Origin of the sequence: Kitasatospora sp. NPDC127111, assembly GCF_042677465.1 — a bacterium.
Lineage (GTDB): Bacteria > Actinomycetota > Actinomycetes > Streptomycetales > Streptomycetaceae > Kitasatospora.
Window position 1 is genome coordinate 91,858 of record NZ_JBHXTG010000007.1, and the last position, 14,548, is coordinate 106,405.

Consider the following 14,548-nt stretch of genomic DNA (forward strand, 5'->3'; position numbering starts at 1 on the left):
CTCTCACGCCTCCTCGGCAACGGCCGGTCGGCGCAGCCGTCGCAGGTAGGGGTCGAACGAAGGCCGGGGTTCGAGACGGACCCGGGCGTCGACGCAGACGGCTCCGGTCGGGCCGGCGATGACCGGGTTGAGGTCGACCTCGACGAGTTCGGGCAGGTCGGTGGCGAGCCGGGAGAGCCGGGCGAGGACGGACCGCACGGCGGCGAGGTCGACCGGGGGAGCTCCGTCGTGGCCCAACAGGAGGGGTGCGCCGCGGAGTTCGGTCACCATGCCGGTGAGGTCCCGTTCGGTGAGCGGGGCGAGTCGCGCCGCCCGGTCGTCGAGCACGTCGGTGGCGGTGCCGCCCATGCCGAGCACGACGAGCGGGCCGAACACGCGGTCCTGGACGACGCCCGCCAGCAGTTCGATGCCGGGTGCGGCCATCGGCTGCACCACCGCGCCCGCCAGCCGGGTGCCGAAGGACTCGGCGAACTCCCGGTAGGCGCCTCGGACTTCGGCGTCCGTCCGGAGGCCGACCCGGACCGCCCCCGCCGCGCTCTTGTGGACCTGGCCGGGCCAGTACGCCTTGACCACGACCTTGCCCTCGTACCCGAGGCGGCGCAGAGCTCCGGCGGCCACGACGGCGGAGTGCTCGTCCCGCGCCCAGACCGAGGTGGTCAGCGGGAGGCCGTGGCTTTCGAGAAGGTCGGCGGTGCTCACCGGATCGAGCCAGCCGCCCTCGGGGGTGGTCGCGAGGAAGCCGCTCACCAGGCTGCGGGCGGTCCTGACGTCACAGCCGGGGGCGTCGGCGTCCTCGCCGGCCGGCTCGGCCAGCCACCGGGCTCGGTCGCGGGCGTGGGCGAGGGCCCGGGCGGCGGGGACGGTGTCCGCGTACACCGGCAGCGGGTGGCCGTCGGCGCCCTTCAGGTAGCGCACGGGGACTTCCTGGTCGGGCAGGACGGCCACGATCGGGACGCGGCGCCGGCCCGGACCCTCCAGCAGCGCGCGGACGGGGTCGTGAGCGGGGTCGGTGGCGAGCGCCGTCGGCACCAGGCAGACCAGCAGCGCGTCGATCGACGGGCTGCGCTCCAACGCTTCGAGGCAACGCGCCAGTTCGGTGGGGCTGACGGCGGCCGTGGTGTCCACGGGGTTCCGGACGGAAGCTCCTCCGGGCAGCAACCGCCGGAGGTCGTCGGCGAGTTCGGGCAGCAGGAGCCCGGCGTCGGCGCAGGCGTCGGCGGCCAGGATGCCGATTCCGCCGGCGTTGGACACCACCGCGACCGCCCCGCGCGGGGCCGGAAGCGGCTGGGCGTGCAACAGCGCAGCGGCGTCGACGAGTTCGCCGATGCCGCGGGTCGCGGTGATCCCGGCCTGGCGGAACAGCGCCTCGCGGATCACCGTGGGGGTGGCCGCCGCCGCCGTGTGCGAGGCCGCACCCCGGCGTCCGGCGGGTGAGCGCCCGGCGTCCACCGTGAGCACCGGAAGCTTCCGGGAGACCCGGCGGGCGGTGCGCGCGAACGCACGCGGGCTACCGAACGACTCCAGGTGCAGCAGGGCGAGGTCGGTGCGGCCGTCGCTCTCCCACCACTGGAGCAGGTCGTTGCCGCTGACGTCGTACTTGTCGCCGAGCGACACGAAACTCGACACCCCGACGCCCAGCCAGGCCAGCCGCTTCAGCAGGGCGATCCCGACGCCGCCGCTCTGCACCGCCACCCCGGCCGTCCCGGGCAGCGGGAACGCCCCGCCGAACTCGGCGTCCAGGCGGACGGCCGGGTCGGTCTGCGCGGTGCCGAGGCTGTTCGGTCCGACCAGGCGCATGCTGTGCCGTCGGCAGGCGTGCGTCAACCGTCCCGCCTCGTCAGCCCCGAGGCCGGAGGCGAGGACCACCAGGGCGCGGACGCCGACCCGGCCGCACTCCTCGGCCGCGTCCGCCACCGCCGGCGCCGGCACCGCCAGCACCGCGAGGTCCGGCACCGCGGGCAGGGCGGCCACCGACGGGTACGCGGGCTCGCCGTCGATCTCGGCGGCCTGCGGATTGACCGCCCAGACCGGCCCGGTGAACCCTCCTCCCCGGATCCTCGCGAGCACGGTGCGCCCCACCGACCCCTCCCGACGGGAGGCTCCGACCACCGCGACCGAGCCCGGCCGCAGCAGGGCCCTGAGGCTGGCGACGTCGGCACGGCGGCCGCGTTCGTCCACCGCCGCGCGGTAGCGTTCGTCCGATTCGTCGAGCGGCACCCGGACCCGGATCTCGCCGCGGTCCAGCCGCCGGTGGACGGGCAGCCCGAGGTCGGCGAAGACCTTGTGGACACCGCGGTTGCCGGCCAGGGTGTCGGCCTCGAAGACCCGGACGCCGCGGGCGCGCGCGGCGTGCACCAGGTGTTCCAGCAGGAGCGTCGCGGCGCCCCTGCGGTGCCACCGGTCGGCGACGGCCAACGCAAGTTCGGCGGTCTCCGGACGGTCGTCGGGGATCTCGCAGTCGGCCTCGCCGATCAGCTCGTCGCCCACCCAGGCACCCAGGCAGAGCAGTCCGTCGCCCGGTTCCCCGCAGAGCCGGTCGGCGGCCCGCAGCGGCGCGTCGCGGCTCACGCCGAAGAAGCGCAGCCGCCGGCTCTCCTCCGACATCCGGTCCGCGTGCAGGCCCAGGACGGCCTCGCGGTCCTGCGGGCCGACCGGGCGGATCGTGACGGTGGTGCCGTCCGCGAGCAGTGCCTCGGCAGTGCCCCGGCCAAGACGGGCGATGGACATGGCGGCCCTCCTGGTGCCCCGGTTCCCTCCAGCCTGCCCGCCGGAGCCCACCCCGGGTAGGGGCCGACCGGCCCCTGTGCGGCACCGCCGGACGACCCCTGGCGGCGGTGCGGGGTGGCCCGGAGGGCCCTGCCGGCGAAGGCACCGCCGACCGATCCTGGGAATGGAGCCGACCGTCCGGCGGCATCGGGTCCGGGCCCGTGCGGGGCCCGGGGATCCGGAGGGAGCACCCCGTGTTCATGCGATTCGAAGGCGGCGAGCCGCCCGCACCGCGGCCGGCCCGCGCGGAGGAAGCGGTCGGCCGGGGCCGCCCCGGGGACCTCGGCCGCCGCATCGCACGGCGCCGCCGGGAACTCGGGCTCGGCCGGGCGGAGGTGGCCGCCCGGGCCGGGATGGCGGAGGGCTTCCTCGAGTACCTGGAGTCCTCACCGACCACCGCCGACGCCGGACCGCTCATCAGGCTGGCCGATGCGCTCGGCACCACCGTCTCCGAGCTCCTCGGCGGCGAGGTCGACCTCCCGCCCGGCGGGTACGCCGCAGCGGCCCACCCGGTGCTGGTGGAGCTGACGGTCCCCGAGTGCTGGCGCAGGCTGGCGGCCGGTGGTGTCGGGCGGGTGGCGCTGACCACCGCGCTCGGCCCGGTGGTCCTCCCGGTCAACTACCGGGCGCTCGACGGGACCGTGCTCTTCCGCACGGCGGCCCGCAGCGCCCTCGCGGCCACCCCCGGAACCCGGATCGCCTTCGAGGTCGACCGGATCGACGAGGCGTTCCGGACCGGCTGGAGCGTGCTGGTCACCGGCCGGGCCGCCGCGTTCGACGAGCCGGAGGCGATCGACCGGCTCAGCCGGCGTGCGGGCCCCGACCCGTGGGCCGGCGGACGGCGCGACGTCTGGATCCGCCTGCACCCGACCGCCGTCACCGGCCGGGCCATCCGCACCGAGGACGGTCCGGACGGGGCGCCGCCGGGTACCGGATGGTGAGTGGCCCGGCGGGGACGCCGCCGGGTGAGCGGCCCGACGCGGACGCCGCCGGGTGAGCGGCCCGACGCCGTCTTGCGCACACTGGAGGCAGACCGGGACCGGAGGCGGACCGGCAGCGCGGAGGTCGCCACGTGGCAGCGGACGGATCCACCCCGACCGGGCCCGGGTACCCGTTGATGCCGGACCCGTGGACCCTGCGGTACGAGGGCTTCGACCCCGCGGAGGAGGGCCTGCGCGAGGCGCTCTGTGCCGTGGGCAACGGCTACCTCGTGACGCGCGGCGCCGCCCCCGAATCGGTCGCGGACGGTGTCCACTACCCCGGCACCTACCTGGCCGGCTGCTACGACCGCGCCTCCTCAACCGTCGCGGGCCGGACCGTCACCAACGAGGACCTGGTCAACGCCCCGAACTGGTTGCCACTGACCTTCCGCCCCGCCGGCGGCGACTGGTTCACCGGCCCGCCCGCCGAGCAGTCCGTGGAACTGGACGTGCGGCGGGGAGTGCTCACCCGGCGCGCCCTCGTCACGGACTCCCGGGGGCGACGGACCCGGCTCGTCCAGCGCCGCCTGGCCAGCCAGGCACGGCCCCACCTGGTCGCGCTGGAGAGCACCTTCACGCCCGAGAACTGGTCGGGGCCGCTGGAGATCCGGTCGGCCCTGGACGGCACCGTCACCAACACGGGGGTCGCGCGCTACCGCGGCCTCGCCTCCCGCCACCTCGAACCGGCCGGCCACGGCACCGACGGGGACGGCCTGCTCTGGCTGGAGGCCACGGCCGGCCATTCCCCGCTGCGCATCGCGCTCGCCGCCCGCACCCTGGTGCGCGGCTCCGGTGAACCCGCGCGCGGCACCGAGGACCTCGGGACGGGACGGGCGTCCCAGATCCTCACCGTGCGGGCCGGACGCGGCCGGCCGGTCACGGTCGAGAAGACCGTGGCGGTCCACACCTCCCACGATCCGGCGATCGAGACGCCCCTGCACGCCTCCCGGCTGCTCGCCGCCCGGGCTCCCGACTTCGGGGCGCTGCTGGCCGAACACGAGGTCCGCTGGGCGGAGCTGTGGCACCGCTGCCGGATCGAGGCGGACTTCGACGGTGCCGGACCGCTGCACCTCAGCCTGTTCCACCTGCTGCAGAGCTACTCCGAGCACTCCGCCGACCTCGACGTCGGCATCCCGGCGCGCGGCCTGCACGGCGAGGCCTACCGCGGCCACGTGTTCTGGGACGAACTGTTCGTCCTCCAGCTGCTCAACCTGCGGTTCCCCGAGCTCGCCAGGGCCGTGCTGCGCTACCGCCACCGACGGCTCGAAGCGGCCCGGCAGGGCGCCCGGGAGGCGGGCCTGCGCGGCGCGATGTACCCGTGGCAGAGCGGGAGCGACGGCCGCGAGGAGTCCCAACGGCTCCACCTCAACCCGCTGTCGGGGCGGTGGTTGCCCGACCACAGCCACCTCCAGCGGCACGTCGGATCGGCGGTCGCGTACAACGTCTGGCAGTACTACCAGGCCACCGGAGACCTGGACTTCCTGGCCGGCGCCGGGGCCGAGATGCTGCTGGAGATCGCCCGGTTCTGGTCCTCGGCGGCCCGGTACGACCCGGCCCGGGAACGGTGGTCGATCCGCGGCGTGCTCGGACCCGACGAGTACCACGACGCCTACCCCTGGGCGGACGGCCCCGGACTGGACGACAACGCCTACACCAACCTGCTCGCCTCCTGGGTGCTCGCCCGCGCCCGGGACACCCTGAACGTCCTGCCCGGATACCGCCGCGACGAGCTGCTGGAACGCCTGGCGCTGGACGGCACCGAGCTGGACCGCTGGCGGGAGGTCGGCCGGCGCCTCCACGTGCCCTTCCACCACGGGGTGCTCAGCCAGTTCGACGGTTACGAGCGGCTCGCCGAACTCGACTGGACGGCCTACCGCGGCCGCTACACCGACCTGCGCCGGCTCGACCGGATCCTGGAGGCCGAGGGCGACACCGTCAACCGCTACCAGGCCTCCAAGCAGGCGGACGCGCTGATGATCTGGTACCTGTTCTCCGCCCGCGAGGTCCGGGACCTGCTCCGCCACCTCGGCTATCCCGCCCGGCACGAACTCCAGCGCCGCACCACCGCCTACTACCTCAGGCGCACCGTCCACGGTTCGACGCTCAGCTCGGTGGTGCACGCCTGGGTGCTGACCCGGTCCGACCGACGGGCGTCCTGGCGGTACTTCCGCGACGCCCTGGTGGCCGACCTCCGCGACGGCCGGGGCGGGACCACGGCGGAAGGCATCCACCTGGGCGCCATGGCGGGCGCCGTCGACCTGCTCCAGCGCTGCTACACCGGCCTGGAGATCCGGGAGGACGCGCTCTGGCTCGACCCCCACCTCCCGTCCGCCCTCGGCCGCCTCGAACTGGAACTCCGCTACCGCGGTCACTGGGGCGTGGTCGTCGCCGCCGACCACCGGACGGTGACGGTCAGGGTGCGGGAGAGCCGGCAGGAGCCGGTGCCGATCCGCCTCCGGGGCAGGTCGGTCACCGTCGCGCCCGGCGAGGCGCGCGTCTTCCGGCTCTGACGGGCCGGGGCCCGCACCACAGCGCGACGGCCGGGTCCGCCCGCCATCGCAGCCCTTGACCCCACCGCCCGGAAAAATACCCCCGTAGGTATATTGGACGGCGGAAGGGTCCCCTTCCGCACCGCACGCGAGGAGTATGGCGATGTGTCGACGTACTGTGTGCCGCACCTGCGGCAAGGCCGGCTATGCGGGGTGCGGCATGCACGTCGACCAAGTGCTCGCCGGCGTCCCCAAGGCCGACCGGTGCAGCTGTGACCGCGACGCGAAGAAGGGCGGCGGCCTCCTGGCGAGGCTCCTGGGCCGCCGCTGAGCAAGCCTCAGCCGATCGACCGGGCCCGGCCGTCATGCCCGGTCATGACTCGTCGTCGGGCGCGTGGAAGGTGCGCCGGTAGCTCCGGGGTGTGGTTCCGAGGCGGCGGGCGAAGTGGTGGCGGAGGTTGTCGATGGTCCCGAAGCCGGCGCGCCGGGCGATGGCCGCGATCGACTCGTCGGTGGCCTCCAGATGCTGCTGGGCGAGGAGGACCCGCTGCCCCGTCAGCCACTGCAGGGGGGTGGTACCGGTCTCCTGCTGGAAACGGCGGGCGAACGTGCGCGGGGACAGGTGGGCACGACGGGCCATCGCCTCGACGGTCAGGTCCTGGTCGAGGTTGGCCTCGATCCACACCAGGACGGCGGCCAGCGACCCGGTCCTCTCCCCGGGCTGGGGGCGTTCCCGGTATTGACGCTGGCCGCCCTCCCGGTGCGGGGGCGCCACCATGCGACGGGCGATCGCGTTGGCGACGGCGCTGCCGTGCTCCTTGCGGACCAGGTGGAGGCAGGTGTCGACGCCCGCGGCGGTGCCGGCTCCCGTGATGACCGGATCCTCGTCGACGTAGAGGACGTCCGATTCGACCCGGGCCAGGGGGTGGCGGCGGGCGAGTTCCCCGGTGTACCGCCAGTGGGTGGTGCACCGTCGTCCGTCCAGCAGGCCGGCTTGGCCCAGGAGGAAGGCACCGGTGCAGATGCTCAGGATGCGGGCACCCCGCTCGGCGGCGGCACGCAGTTCCTCGGCCACGCCGTCCGGCTGCCGCTCCCCCAGGTCGTAGGCCGGGACGCAGATGAGGTCCGCGGACGCCAGGCGTTCCGGGCCGTGCGGGGCCCGGACCTCGAAGCCGTGGCGGGTGCTGGTGCTGCCGCCGCTCGCCGAGACGAGGGCGAAGTCGTAGCGGGGCAACGCGTCGTCGCTGCGGTCGATGCCGAACACCTCGCAGAAGATGCCGAGTTCGAAGGCGTGGGCGCCGTTGAGGGCGAGGACGGCGACATCGCGCAGCATCGGCTCCACGTTCCTCTCGCGTCGAGGTGATGGCAGGGAGGTGAGGGCAGGAATGGGTGGCAGGAATTTCAGCCTACTTGTCATTTCTGCCACTCCAGCGGGGCGCCCCGCCCTGGAAGGCTCGTGACCCGTAGCTCCGTAGCTCCCCCGTCCCGAAAGCTGGGCCCCCGATGACCACGCAGTCACCCGTTTCCGACACCACCGTGTCCTCGCAGGCCGCGCAGGTCCTGCGCGCCCTCGCGCTCGACGAGGACCTCAAGCGGCGCGTCCCCGAGGACCCGGTCCTCGGCCCGCTGGCCCGCAAGGTCGCCCGGCGCTTCACGGCCGGCGAAACCCTGGCCGACGCGGTCGAGCGGGCGAAGCGCGTTCTCGCCTCCGGCCATCGCGTGAGCGTCGAGTACATGGGAGAGAGCTGTCGTGACCCGCGGCGGGCCACCGCGGAGACCGACGTCTTCCTCGAGGCCACCCGACTGCTGCCGCCCGGCTGCTCGATCTCCCTGGACCTCTCCCACATCGGTCTCGCCGTGTCCGAGGACCTCGCTCTCGCCAATGCCGGTCGACTGGCCCGGGCCACGGCGGACACCGGCCGAGAGATGATGATCTCCGCCGAGGGCTCCGACCGCACGGACGCCGTGCTGGCCGTGCACCGCGCCCTCTGCGCGTCCTTCGACCACGTGGGCGTCACCGTCCAGGCCCGGTTGCACCGCACCGCGGAGGACCTGCCCCGGCTCCTCGCCCTGCCCGGGCGCATCCGCCTGGTGAAGGGCGCCTTCCTCGAACCCGAGACCATCGCCCACCCGCGCGAGGACCCCGCACTCCCCGCCGTCTACCTCGGCTACGCGCGGCGACTGGCCGACTCGGGCCACCCGTGTTCCTTCGCCACCCACGACCGGGAGCTCGTCCACCGCATCGACCACCACCTCGGCGGAAGGGCGTCCACCGCCGCTCCCTGGGAGTTCGAGACCCTCCTCGGGCTCGGCCCCGACCGCCTGGAGGCCATGGCCGAGCGGGGCCACCCCACCCGTGAGTACGTCGTCTTCGGCACCGAATGGTGGCTCTACGTCTGCAACAGGATCGCCGAGGACCCGCAGCGCCTGCTCCAAGCCCTGGTCGACGCCGCTGCGTGACCAACCTCCGCCCGCCGCGGGACGGCGGGGAGGAGCACGCGGCACCGTCGGCGCCGCCGCCGTCCCACCTCCGCCGCACCCGGGCGGCCGAGCAGGCGGGAACCGGGTAAGAAGGAGCGGAGCGAGGACGACCCCCGGTGACCACGACCGGACGCCGCTGCGAGCCGGTGAGGTGCCTACCGACGGAGAGGGACTGAACGGTGGAACCCGATGAGTACCGTGAGCTGGACCCGGACGGGCTCGACGACCTGGCGGACGCCCGGGACGCGGTCGGCTGGGACGACGACAGCGACGCCTACGAATGGCGGTGCTGACCGCCGATGGCCACCGCACACCGCCCTGAGGGCGCTCGCGCCGGAACGGGGCCCCGGCCCGCTGGGGGCACCGGCTGCCGGCTGGTCCCGCTCGGCACCGCGGCAGCGCCCGTCAGCGGCGACGGACGGCCGGCGCACGCCCTCGTCCCGTGCCCCGGGCCTCCCTCCGCCGGACGGCGGGACAGGCGCGCGGGACGCCGCCGCCGTCCCGGCCCGTCGACACGTCCACGGGCTGCCCGATGACCGGGATGACCCCCGTGCCGGAGGCGCGCGAGCCCGGTCCGCACGGCACCGAGGCGCAGCTCCTCCCCACCGCGCTGCTGCGGCGTTTCCCGCTGCGGGTCAGCGCACACGTCCAACCGACCGCCGCCCCGGACGACCTGCGGGTGCCGCTCGTCGCCGACCTGCTGGGACGCAGCTGCGAACTGCTCGGCGGTCAGGCGCTGGTCGTCTTCGTCGGCCCCGGCCGTGACGACGACCGCTGGGCGGGCTTCCTGCACCGCGCGGGCCTCCTCGGCATCCACCCGCCGACGGCCTACGGCAGCGTTCGAGAGGTCGCCGAGGAGGTCGGCGGTCCGGCCACCGTCCGGGTGGCCCAGCGGACGGCGGCGGGCAGCGACAGGGACGGGGACGCGGACGGGGAGACCCAAGTCCTGGTCGCCCCGCTCCTCCCGCCGGACACGGCCGCGGACGCCACCCGGCCCGCGGACCGGTCCGAACCGAGCGGACCGCTCGACCTACGGCTGGCACTGCTGACCCGCAGGTACGACCAGCCGCTGGCCCTGACGGACACCGCCGTCGACGCCGCCCGGCGGACCCTGGTCCGCTGGCGGTCCGCCATGGCCGTCTGGGCCGAGGAACCGTCGTCCCCGCTACCGGCCGCCACACGCCACCAGGCCCGCACGGCCATGGCCGGCCTCGACACCCCGGCCCTCCTCGACCTCCTCGCCCGGACCGAGACCGACGGCACTCCGGGCGGCGCGAAGTTCGAGACCTTCGCCTTCCTCGACCGCCTCCTGGGGATCGGCCTCGCCAGCGCCATCCGCTGATCGACGCCCCGGGCGAGGAACCCGCCCGCGCCGCCGCTCCCGGCGTGCCCGGTGCGCACGTGGCCGCCACGCCCGGAGAACGGCGGCCCGCAGGCGGCGCGGGCGCACGGCGGCACCGCTCGCCGTCACGCGCCCGCCTCCGGCCGGTCGGCCCGCCCGGCCGTCGCACGCACCTCCTGGTACAACTCGCGCAGCCGGTCGCCCGGCGCGCCGAGGCCGTTGATCCGCAGCCTGGCCTGCTCCGTCCGCGCGTCCGGATGCGAGGTGAACGCGAAGTTGGCGCTCTGGCGCAGCATCCACTGGTGGTAGAGCACCAGCCGCAGGGCCCGCTCCCTGAGCAGCGCCACGTCGCCGTCGGCCGCCAGATCGCGCAGCCGCGTCGCGATGTGGAGGTACTGGACGGCCTGTCTCGCGGCGGTCCGGGCCACCTCGCCCGGAACCGGCCCCGGATCGCCGCAGGCGGCGACCACCCGGTCCGCCGTCAGCTGCTCCCCCACGGCGTCCGCCACCACCGCGGCCAGGGCGAGGAGCTGCGCCGGACGATCCGGTCCGGGCGGCGGGTGGCGGAGGCGGGACCGGTGCACGGCGCGTGCCACGGCCGACAGCACACCCCTGCGGTCGCCGTCGTCGATCAGAGGATTCGGGGCTTTCGGCATGGTTCCTCCCGGCCTCGGCCCGACCAGGGACCCGCCGGCGCCTCGGCGCGGTTCGGTGAGCGCCGTCGCCCGCACGATGGTCGTGCCCCTCCATTGTGCGCCGCTGGCGGACCGTCACCGCGGGTCGTCCCTTCCGGACGGAAGGGAGCCGCAGCACGGCCGCGGTGGACGACGGGCACGACGGGCACGGCGGACGACGGGCACGGCGGACGGCACCTGATGCGCGGCCGCGCCGCCGGGACGATCCTGGGACACGGGCGCGACGACGGCGGGCGGGGTGGGTGTTGCCGGGGCCCGGCCGTGGACAGGAGGTGGCGGTGGACACGGCACGAGACGTACCGGGAGAGACCGGGGCGTGGGTGGTGGCACACCCGGGCCCGGTCGGCACGGCGGGCCGGGGGCCGCTGGTGTGGGAGCAGCGGTCGCTCTCCGGGCCCGGGCCCCGGGAGATCCTGGTGGAGGTGGAGGCGTGCGGGGTGTGCCGCACGGACCTGCACCTGGCGGAAGGCGACCTCGCCCCCAGATCGGCGCGGTGCACCCCGGGGCACGAGGCGGTCGGCCGCGTGCGGGCGATCGGTGCCGAGGTCGACGGGTTCGCGGTCGGGGACCGGGCCGGGGTGGCGTGGCTGGCCCGGACCTGCGGCAGCTGCGCCTACTGCCGCAGTGGGCGGGAGAACCTCTGCCCGGACTCGCGCTACACCGGCTGGGACCGGCACGGCGGCTACGCCGGCCACCTGACCGCCGACTCCCGCTTCGCCTACCGGCTGCCCGAGGGCCCGCCCGCCGAGGACCTCGCCCCGCTGTTGTGCGCCGGAATCATCGGCTACCGGGCCCTGGAGCGGGCCGAACTGCCCCCGGGCGGGCTCCTGGGCGTCTACGGCTTCGGCGCATCCGCGCACCTGACCGCCCAGCTCGCCCTCGCCCGCGGCGCGCGGGTGGCCGTGTTCACCCGGGGAGCCGAAGCCCGGCGCCTGGCGCTGGAGCTCGGCGCGGGCTTCGCCGGCGATTCGTACGACCCGCCCCCGCAGCCGTTGGACGCCGCCATCCTCTTCGCCCCGGTCGGCGAGCTGGTGCCGGTCGCCCTGGCGGCGCTGGACCGCGGCGGAACGCTCGCGGTGGCCGGCATCCACCTCAGCGACATCCCGGTGCTCGACTACCGGCGGCACCTCTTCCAGGAGCGCACGCTGCGCAGCGTCACCGCCAACACGCGGGCCGACGGGCGGGCGTACCTGACGGAGGCGGCCCGCACCCGCCCGGTGGTCCGCGTGCGCCGCTACCCGCTGCGGCAGGCGGACGCGGCGCTCGCGGACCTCTCGGCGGACCGGGTGACGGGGGTGGCGGTCCTGGTCCCGGAATAGGTCCTGGTCCCGGAATAGGTCCTGGCCCCGGAGGAGGAGGAGCGCCGGGACGGGCGGTCCCCGGCCGCGGCCCGCCCCGGAACCGACGCCGGGGCGGCCCCTCGACGGGGACCGGGCGGCCGGTCACCGGTTCTGCCCTCGTCAGGCCGGCGTGGTGAGCCGCAGCTCGACCCCCACCACCCCGGGCACGGCCCGCACCAGGCGTTCCAGGACGGGTGCGGAGACGGTGTCGGGCAGGTCGCCGGACAGGGTGATCCGGCCGTTCTCGGACCGGACGTCGGTGTCCACCGCGGCGGCCGGGCCGAGCGTGGCGACCAGCTCGAAGCGGACCCGCTCGGCGAGCTCGCGGTCGTCGCCGAGGTAGACCTTCAGCAGGTCGCCCCGGCTGACGATGCCGACGAGGTAGTCCTCCTCGTCGACCACCGGGAGGCGCTTGAGGTGGCCGCGGGCCATCGCCCGGGCGGCCTCGTTGAGCGGGCTGCCGGGGTGGACGGTGACGGCGGGGACGGACATCATCCGCCCGGCGGTCAGGGCGTCGGCGCGCTCGCCGTCCCGGTCCCGGGCGGTGAGCAGGTCGGCCTCGGAGACCACGCCGATCACCCGGCCGTCGCCGGTCAGGACGGGGACCGCGCTCACCTGCCAGCGCTGCAGGGTCTCGGCGACCTCGCGGAAGTCCGCGTCGCGCCCGAGGGCGACCACCGCGTGGGTCATGACGTCGCCGACGGTGCTCGGTGTGCTGGTCACGGTGACCTCCTACGAAGCGGCGTGATAGGCACGGGGACGTTCGAGCCGGGGGCTGGTGTCGTCCTCGGTCCAGTCGAGCGCGTGGTGGACGGCGACCACGCCGTCGACGGCGCGGCACAGCTGCTCGGCGATCGGGATCAGACTGCGGCGCGGAAGCCTTCCCTTCAGGGTGACCACGCCGTCGACCACCGCCACCTGGACGTCACCGGGCGCGAGCCAGAGCGTCTGGCCCAGGACGTCGTGGGTGATCTCCTCGCGGATGGCGGCGTCGTGCCGCAGGAAGACCTGGAGCAGGTCCCGGCGGCTGACGATGCCGACCAGGCGGCCGATCTCGTCGACCACGGGCAGCCGCTTGACCTTGTGCTTGTCCATGGCGCGCGCGGCCTCGGGCACCGACCAGCCGGGGCGGGCGACGACGGCAGGGCTGGTCATCAGCCCGCCGGCGGTCTCGGCCTCGGCGCGGGCGCGGTCCTCGGGGCGCAGCCAGCGGCCCGGGGAGTGCCCCTCCGGATCCGGGAGCACCGCCTCCTTGCGGATCAGGTCGGCTTCGGAGACCATGCCCAACGGGCGGCCCTGGTCGTCGAGCACGGGGATCGCGGTGATGTCGTTTCGGTGGAACAGCGCCACGATCTCCTTGAACGGAGTGTCGGGCCGAGCCGTGACGACCTCACGGGTCATCACGTCACTGACGCTGCGGTGCTGCATCGTGCTCACTCCTTCTCCGACGAACCCGGAAGGGAAGGTCCCGTCTCCACTCTCCGCCCGCCCGGCGTCCGCGAACAGGGCCGGTCGGTCCCTGTCGACCGGGCCGGTTCGGCCCGGGACGCCGGGGACCTGGTGGGCGGCGTGCGCGCACCCTCGATCGACGGGACGTACGTGCCGGTGCGCGCCGGTGGCGGTCGGTCGTGACGGCCGACTGCCACCGGCGCTCGTGCAGCGGTGCGGTGGCCGGTCCGTGCCTACTCCTGGGCCGGAGTGATGAGACCGTAGTGGCCGTCGTACCGGCGGTACAGGACGTTGCCCCGGCCGCTGGCCGCGTCGGTGAAGAAGACGAACGGCAGGCCGGTCAGGTCGAGGCGCCCGGCGGCGTCGGCGACCGTCAGCTCCGGAACGGCGGCCGTGCTCACGGTCAGCCCGGGAACGGGGTCGGCGAGGACGCCGGCCGAGGCGATCCGGTGGGCCCCGGTGCGCTCGTCCCGGTAGACCACGCTGTCGAAGCCGCTCGCGGCGTCGGTGAACAGGTGGAAGTCGTAGTCCAGCGCCTCCAGGTCGAGCACCGCCGCCCAGGCGTGCTGCCGGGACAGGCTGTAGGTCTTGTGCCGCACGATCCGCCGCTCCCCGGCGGGCCGGACGACCCGCTCGGGACGGTGCCCGTCCCCGCGCCGGTCCGTCCGTTCGCCGCGCGGGGCGTGGTGGCGCTGCCGGGCCTTGGAGAGCTGGACCCTGAGCCGGTCCTGGAGCAGGTCGACGGCCTCCTGCATGGTGGCGGCCGCGACGTGCGCCCGGACCGGGCGGCCGTCGAGGTCGACCATGACCTGCGCGAGGGACGGGCGGGCGACCGCGCGGTGGGACTCCTGGGACAGTTTCACCCGAGCCGCCAGCACGGGCTCGTGGGCCCGGTCGAGCAGCGCCCGGACCTTCGCCCTCGCGTAGTCGGGCGCGGCCAGGGACACCGGTCCGCGGGTCGTCACCCGGACGTCGACGGCGGGCGGGGTCTGCAGGGATGTCATCG

At 75.3% G+C, this 14,548-nt stretch carries 12 protein-coding genes; 6 read left to right on the forward strand and 6 right to left on the reverse strand.

The genetic code is table 11. The features are described from left to right. Positions 1–3: 3 nt before the first annotated feature. Positions 4–2,727 (reverse strand): GNAT family N-acetyltransferase, encoded by a 2,724-nt coding sequence (locus tag ACFVHB_RS06975; RefSeq protein WP_380316307.1) that lies wholly within the window; start codon positions 2,725–2,727, stop codon positions 4–6. A gap of 239 nt (positions 2,728–2,966) precedes the next feature. Here ACFVHB_RS06975 and ACFVHB_RS06980 point away from each other — a divergent pair, with 239 nt between their 5' ends. From ACFVHB_RS06980 to ACFVHB_RS06990, 3 genes are all read left to right on the forward strand, one after another. Continuing rightward, complete coding sequence (locus ACFVHB_RS06980; RefSeq protein WP_380316310.1) at positions 2,967–3,707, forward strand: helix-turn-helix domain-containing protein; 741 nt, start codon at positions 2,967–2,969, stop codon at positions 3,705–3,707. A 176-nt stretch (positions 3,708–3,883) separates the two neighbouring features. Continuing rightward, complete coding sequence (locus ACFVHB_RS06985) at positions 3,884–6,256, forward strand: glycoside hydrolase family 65 protein (RefSeq protein WP_380316514.1); 2,373 nt, start codon at positions 3,884–3,886, stop codon at positions 6,254–6,256. A gap of 142 nt (positions 6,257–6,398) precedes the next feature. Beyond that, the gene (locus tag ACFVHB_RS06990; protein WP_380316313.1) at positions 6,399–6,566 is read left to right on the forward strand and encodes a hypothetical protein; all 168 of its coding nucleotides are present in this window, start codon (positions 6,399–6,401) and stop codon (positions 6,564–6,566) included. A gap of 42 nt (positions 6,567–6,608) precedes the next feature. On the opposite strand, the gene ACFVHB_RS06995 is transcribed toward ACFVHB_RS06990, so the two are convergent. Beyond that, a complete protein-coding gene (locus tag ACFVHB_RS06995) occupies positions 6,609–7,568 on the reverse strand; it encodes a GlxA family transcriptional regulator (protein ID WP_380316316.1) in 960 nt (319 codons plus the stop codon). Between the two features lie 170 nt (positions 7,569–7,738). Between ACFVHB_RS06995 and ACFVHB_RS07000 the strand changes: the two genes are divergently transcribed. Beyond that, positions 7,739–8,695 (forward strand): proline dehydrogenase family protein, encoded by a 957-nt coding sequence (locus ACFVHB_RS07000; RefSeq protein WP_380316319.1) that lies wholly within the window; start codon positions 7,739–7,741, stop codon positions 8,693–8,695. Positions 8,696–9,257: 562 nt separating this feature from the next. After that, complete coding sequence (locus tag ACFVHB_RS07005) at positions 9,258–10,058, forward strand: hypothetical protein (protein WP_380316322.1); 801 nt, start codon at positions 9,258–9,260, stop codon at positions 10,056–10,058. Between the two features lie 125 nt (positions 10,059–10,183). Here ACFVHB_RS07005 and ACFVHB_RS07010 read toward each other — a convergent pair whose 3' ends face one another. Then, complete coding sequence (locus tag ACFVHB_RS07010) at positions 10,184–10,714, reverse strand: hypothetical protein (RefSeq protein ID WP_380316325.1); 531 nt, start codon at positions 10,712–10,714, stop codon at positions 10,184–10,186. Positions 10,715–11,031: 317 nt separating this feature from the next. Here ACFVHB_RS07010 and ACFVHB_RS07015 point away from each other — a divergent pair, with 317 nt between their 5' ends. Then, entirely contained in the window at positions 11,032–12,072 is a 1,041-nt protein-coding gene (locus tag ACFVHB_RS07015; protein ID WP_380316328.1) for a zinc-dependent alcohol dehydrogenase family protein, read from the forward strand. Between the two features lie 141 nt (positions 12,073–12,213). Here ACFVHB_RS07015 and ACFVHB_RS07020 read toward each other — a convergent pair whose 3' ends face one another. The 3 genes from ACFVHB_RS07020 to ACFVHB_RS07030 all read right to left on the reverse strand — a co-directional run bounded on the left by ACFVHB_RS07020 (position 12,214) and on the right by ACFVHB_RS07030 (position 14,546). Beyond that, the gene (locus tag ACFVHB_RS07020; protein ID WP_380316331.1) at positions 12,214–12,816 is read right to left on the reverse strand and encodes a CBS domain-containing protein; all 603 of its coding nucleotides are present in this window, start codon (positions 12,814–12,816) and stop codon (positions 12,214–12,216) included. 9 nt (positions 12,817–12,825) lie between these two features. Then, on the reverse strand, positions 12,826–13,521 hold the full coding sequence (locus ACFVHB_RS07025) for a CBS domain-containing protein (RefSeq protein WP_380316334.1): 696 nt from the start codon (positions 13,519–13,521) through the stop codon (positions 12,826–12,828). A 254-nt stretch (positions 13,522–13,775) separates the two neighbouring features. Beyond that, the gene (locus ACFVHB_RS07030) at positions 13,776–14,546 is read right to left on the reverse strand and encodes an HPF/RaiA family ribosome-associated protein (protein ID WP_380316337.1); all 771 of its coding nucleotides are present in this window, start codon (positions 14,544–14,546) and stop codon (positions 13,776–13,778) included. Positions 14,547–14,548: the final 2 nt, after the last annotated feature.

Bases quoted from the DNA above. Each gene is read 5' to 3' on its own strand.
- ACFVHB_RS07030 (WP_380316337.1), bottom strand. From the start codon at position 14,546: ATGACATCCCTGCAGACCCCGCCCGCCGTCGACGTCCGGGTGACGACC.
- ACFVHB_RS06990 (WP_380316313.1), top strand. From the start codon at position 6,399: ATGTGTCGACGTACTGTGTGCCGCACCTGCGGCAAGGCCGGCTATGCG.
- ACFVHB_RS07005 (WP_380316322.1), top strand. From the start codon at position 9,258: ATGACCCCCGTGCCGGAGGCGCGCGAGCCCGGTCCGCACGGCACCGAG.
- ACFVHB_RS06985 (WP_380316514.1), top strand. From the start codon at position 3,884: ATGCCGGACCCGTGGACCCTGCGGTACGAGGGCTTCGACCCCGCGGAG.
- ACFVHB_RS07010 (WP_380316325.1), bottom strand. From the start codon at position 10,714: ATGCCGAAAGCCCCGAATCCTCTGATCGACGACGGCGACCGCAGGGGT.
- ACFVHB_RS07025 (WP_380316334.1), bottom strand. From the start codon at position 13,521: ATGCAGCACCGCAGCGTCAGTGACGTGATGACCCGTGAGGTCGTCACG.
- ACFVHB_RS06975 (WP_380316307.1), bottom strand. From the start codon at position 2,727: ATGTCCATCGCCCGTCTTGGCCGGGGCACTGCCGAGGCACTGCTCGCG.
- ACFVHB_RS06995 (WP_380316316.1), bottom strand. From the start codon at position 7,568: ATGCTGCGCGATGTCGCCGTCCTCGCCCTCAACGGCGCCCACGCCTTC.
- ACFVHB_RS07000 (WP_380316319.1), top strand. From the start codon at position 7,739: ATGACCACGCAGTCACCCGTTTCCGACACCACCGTGTCCTCGCAGGCC.
- ACFVHB_RS06980 (WP_380316310.1), top strand. From the start codon at position 2,967: ATGCGATTCGAAGGCGGCGAGCCGCCCGCACCGCGGCCGGCCCGCGCG.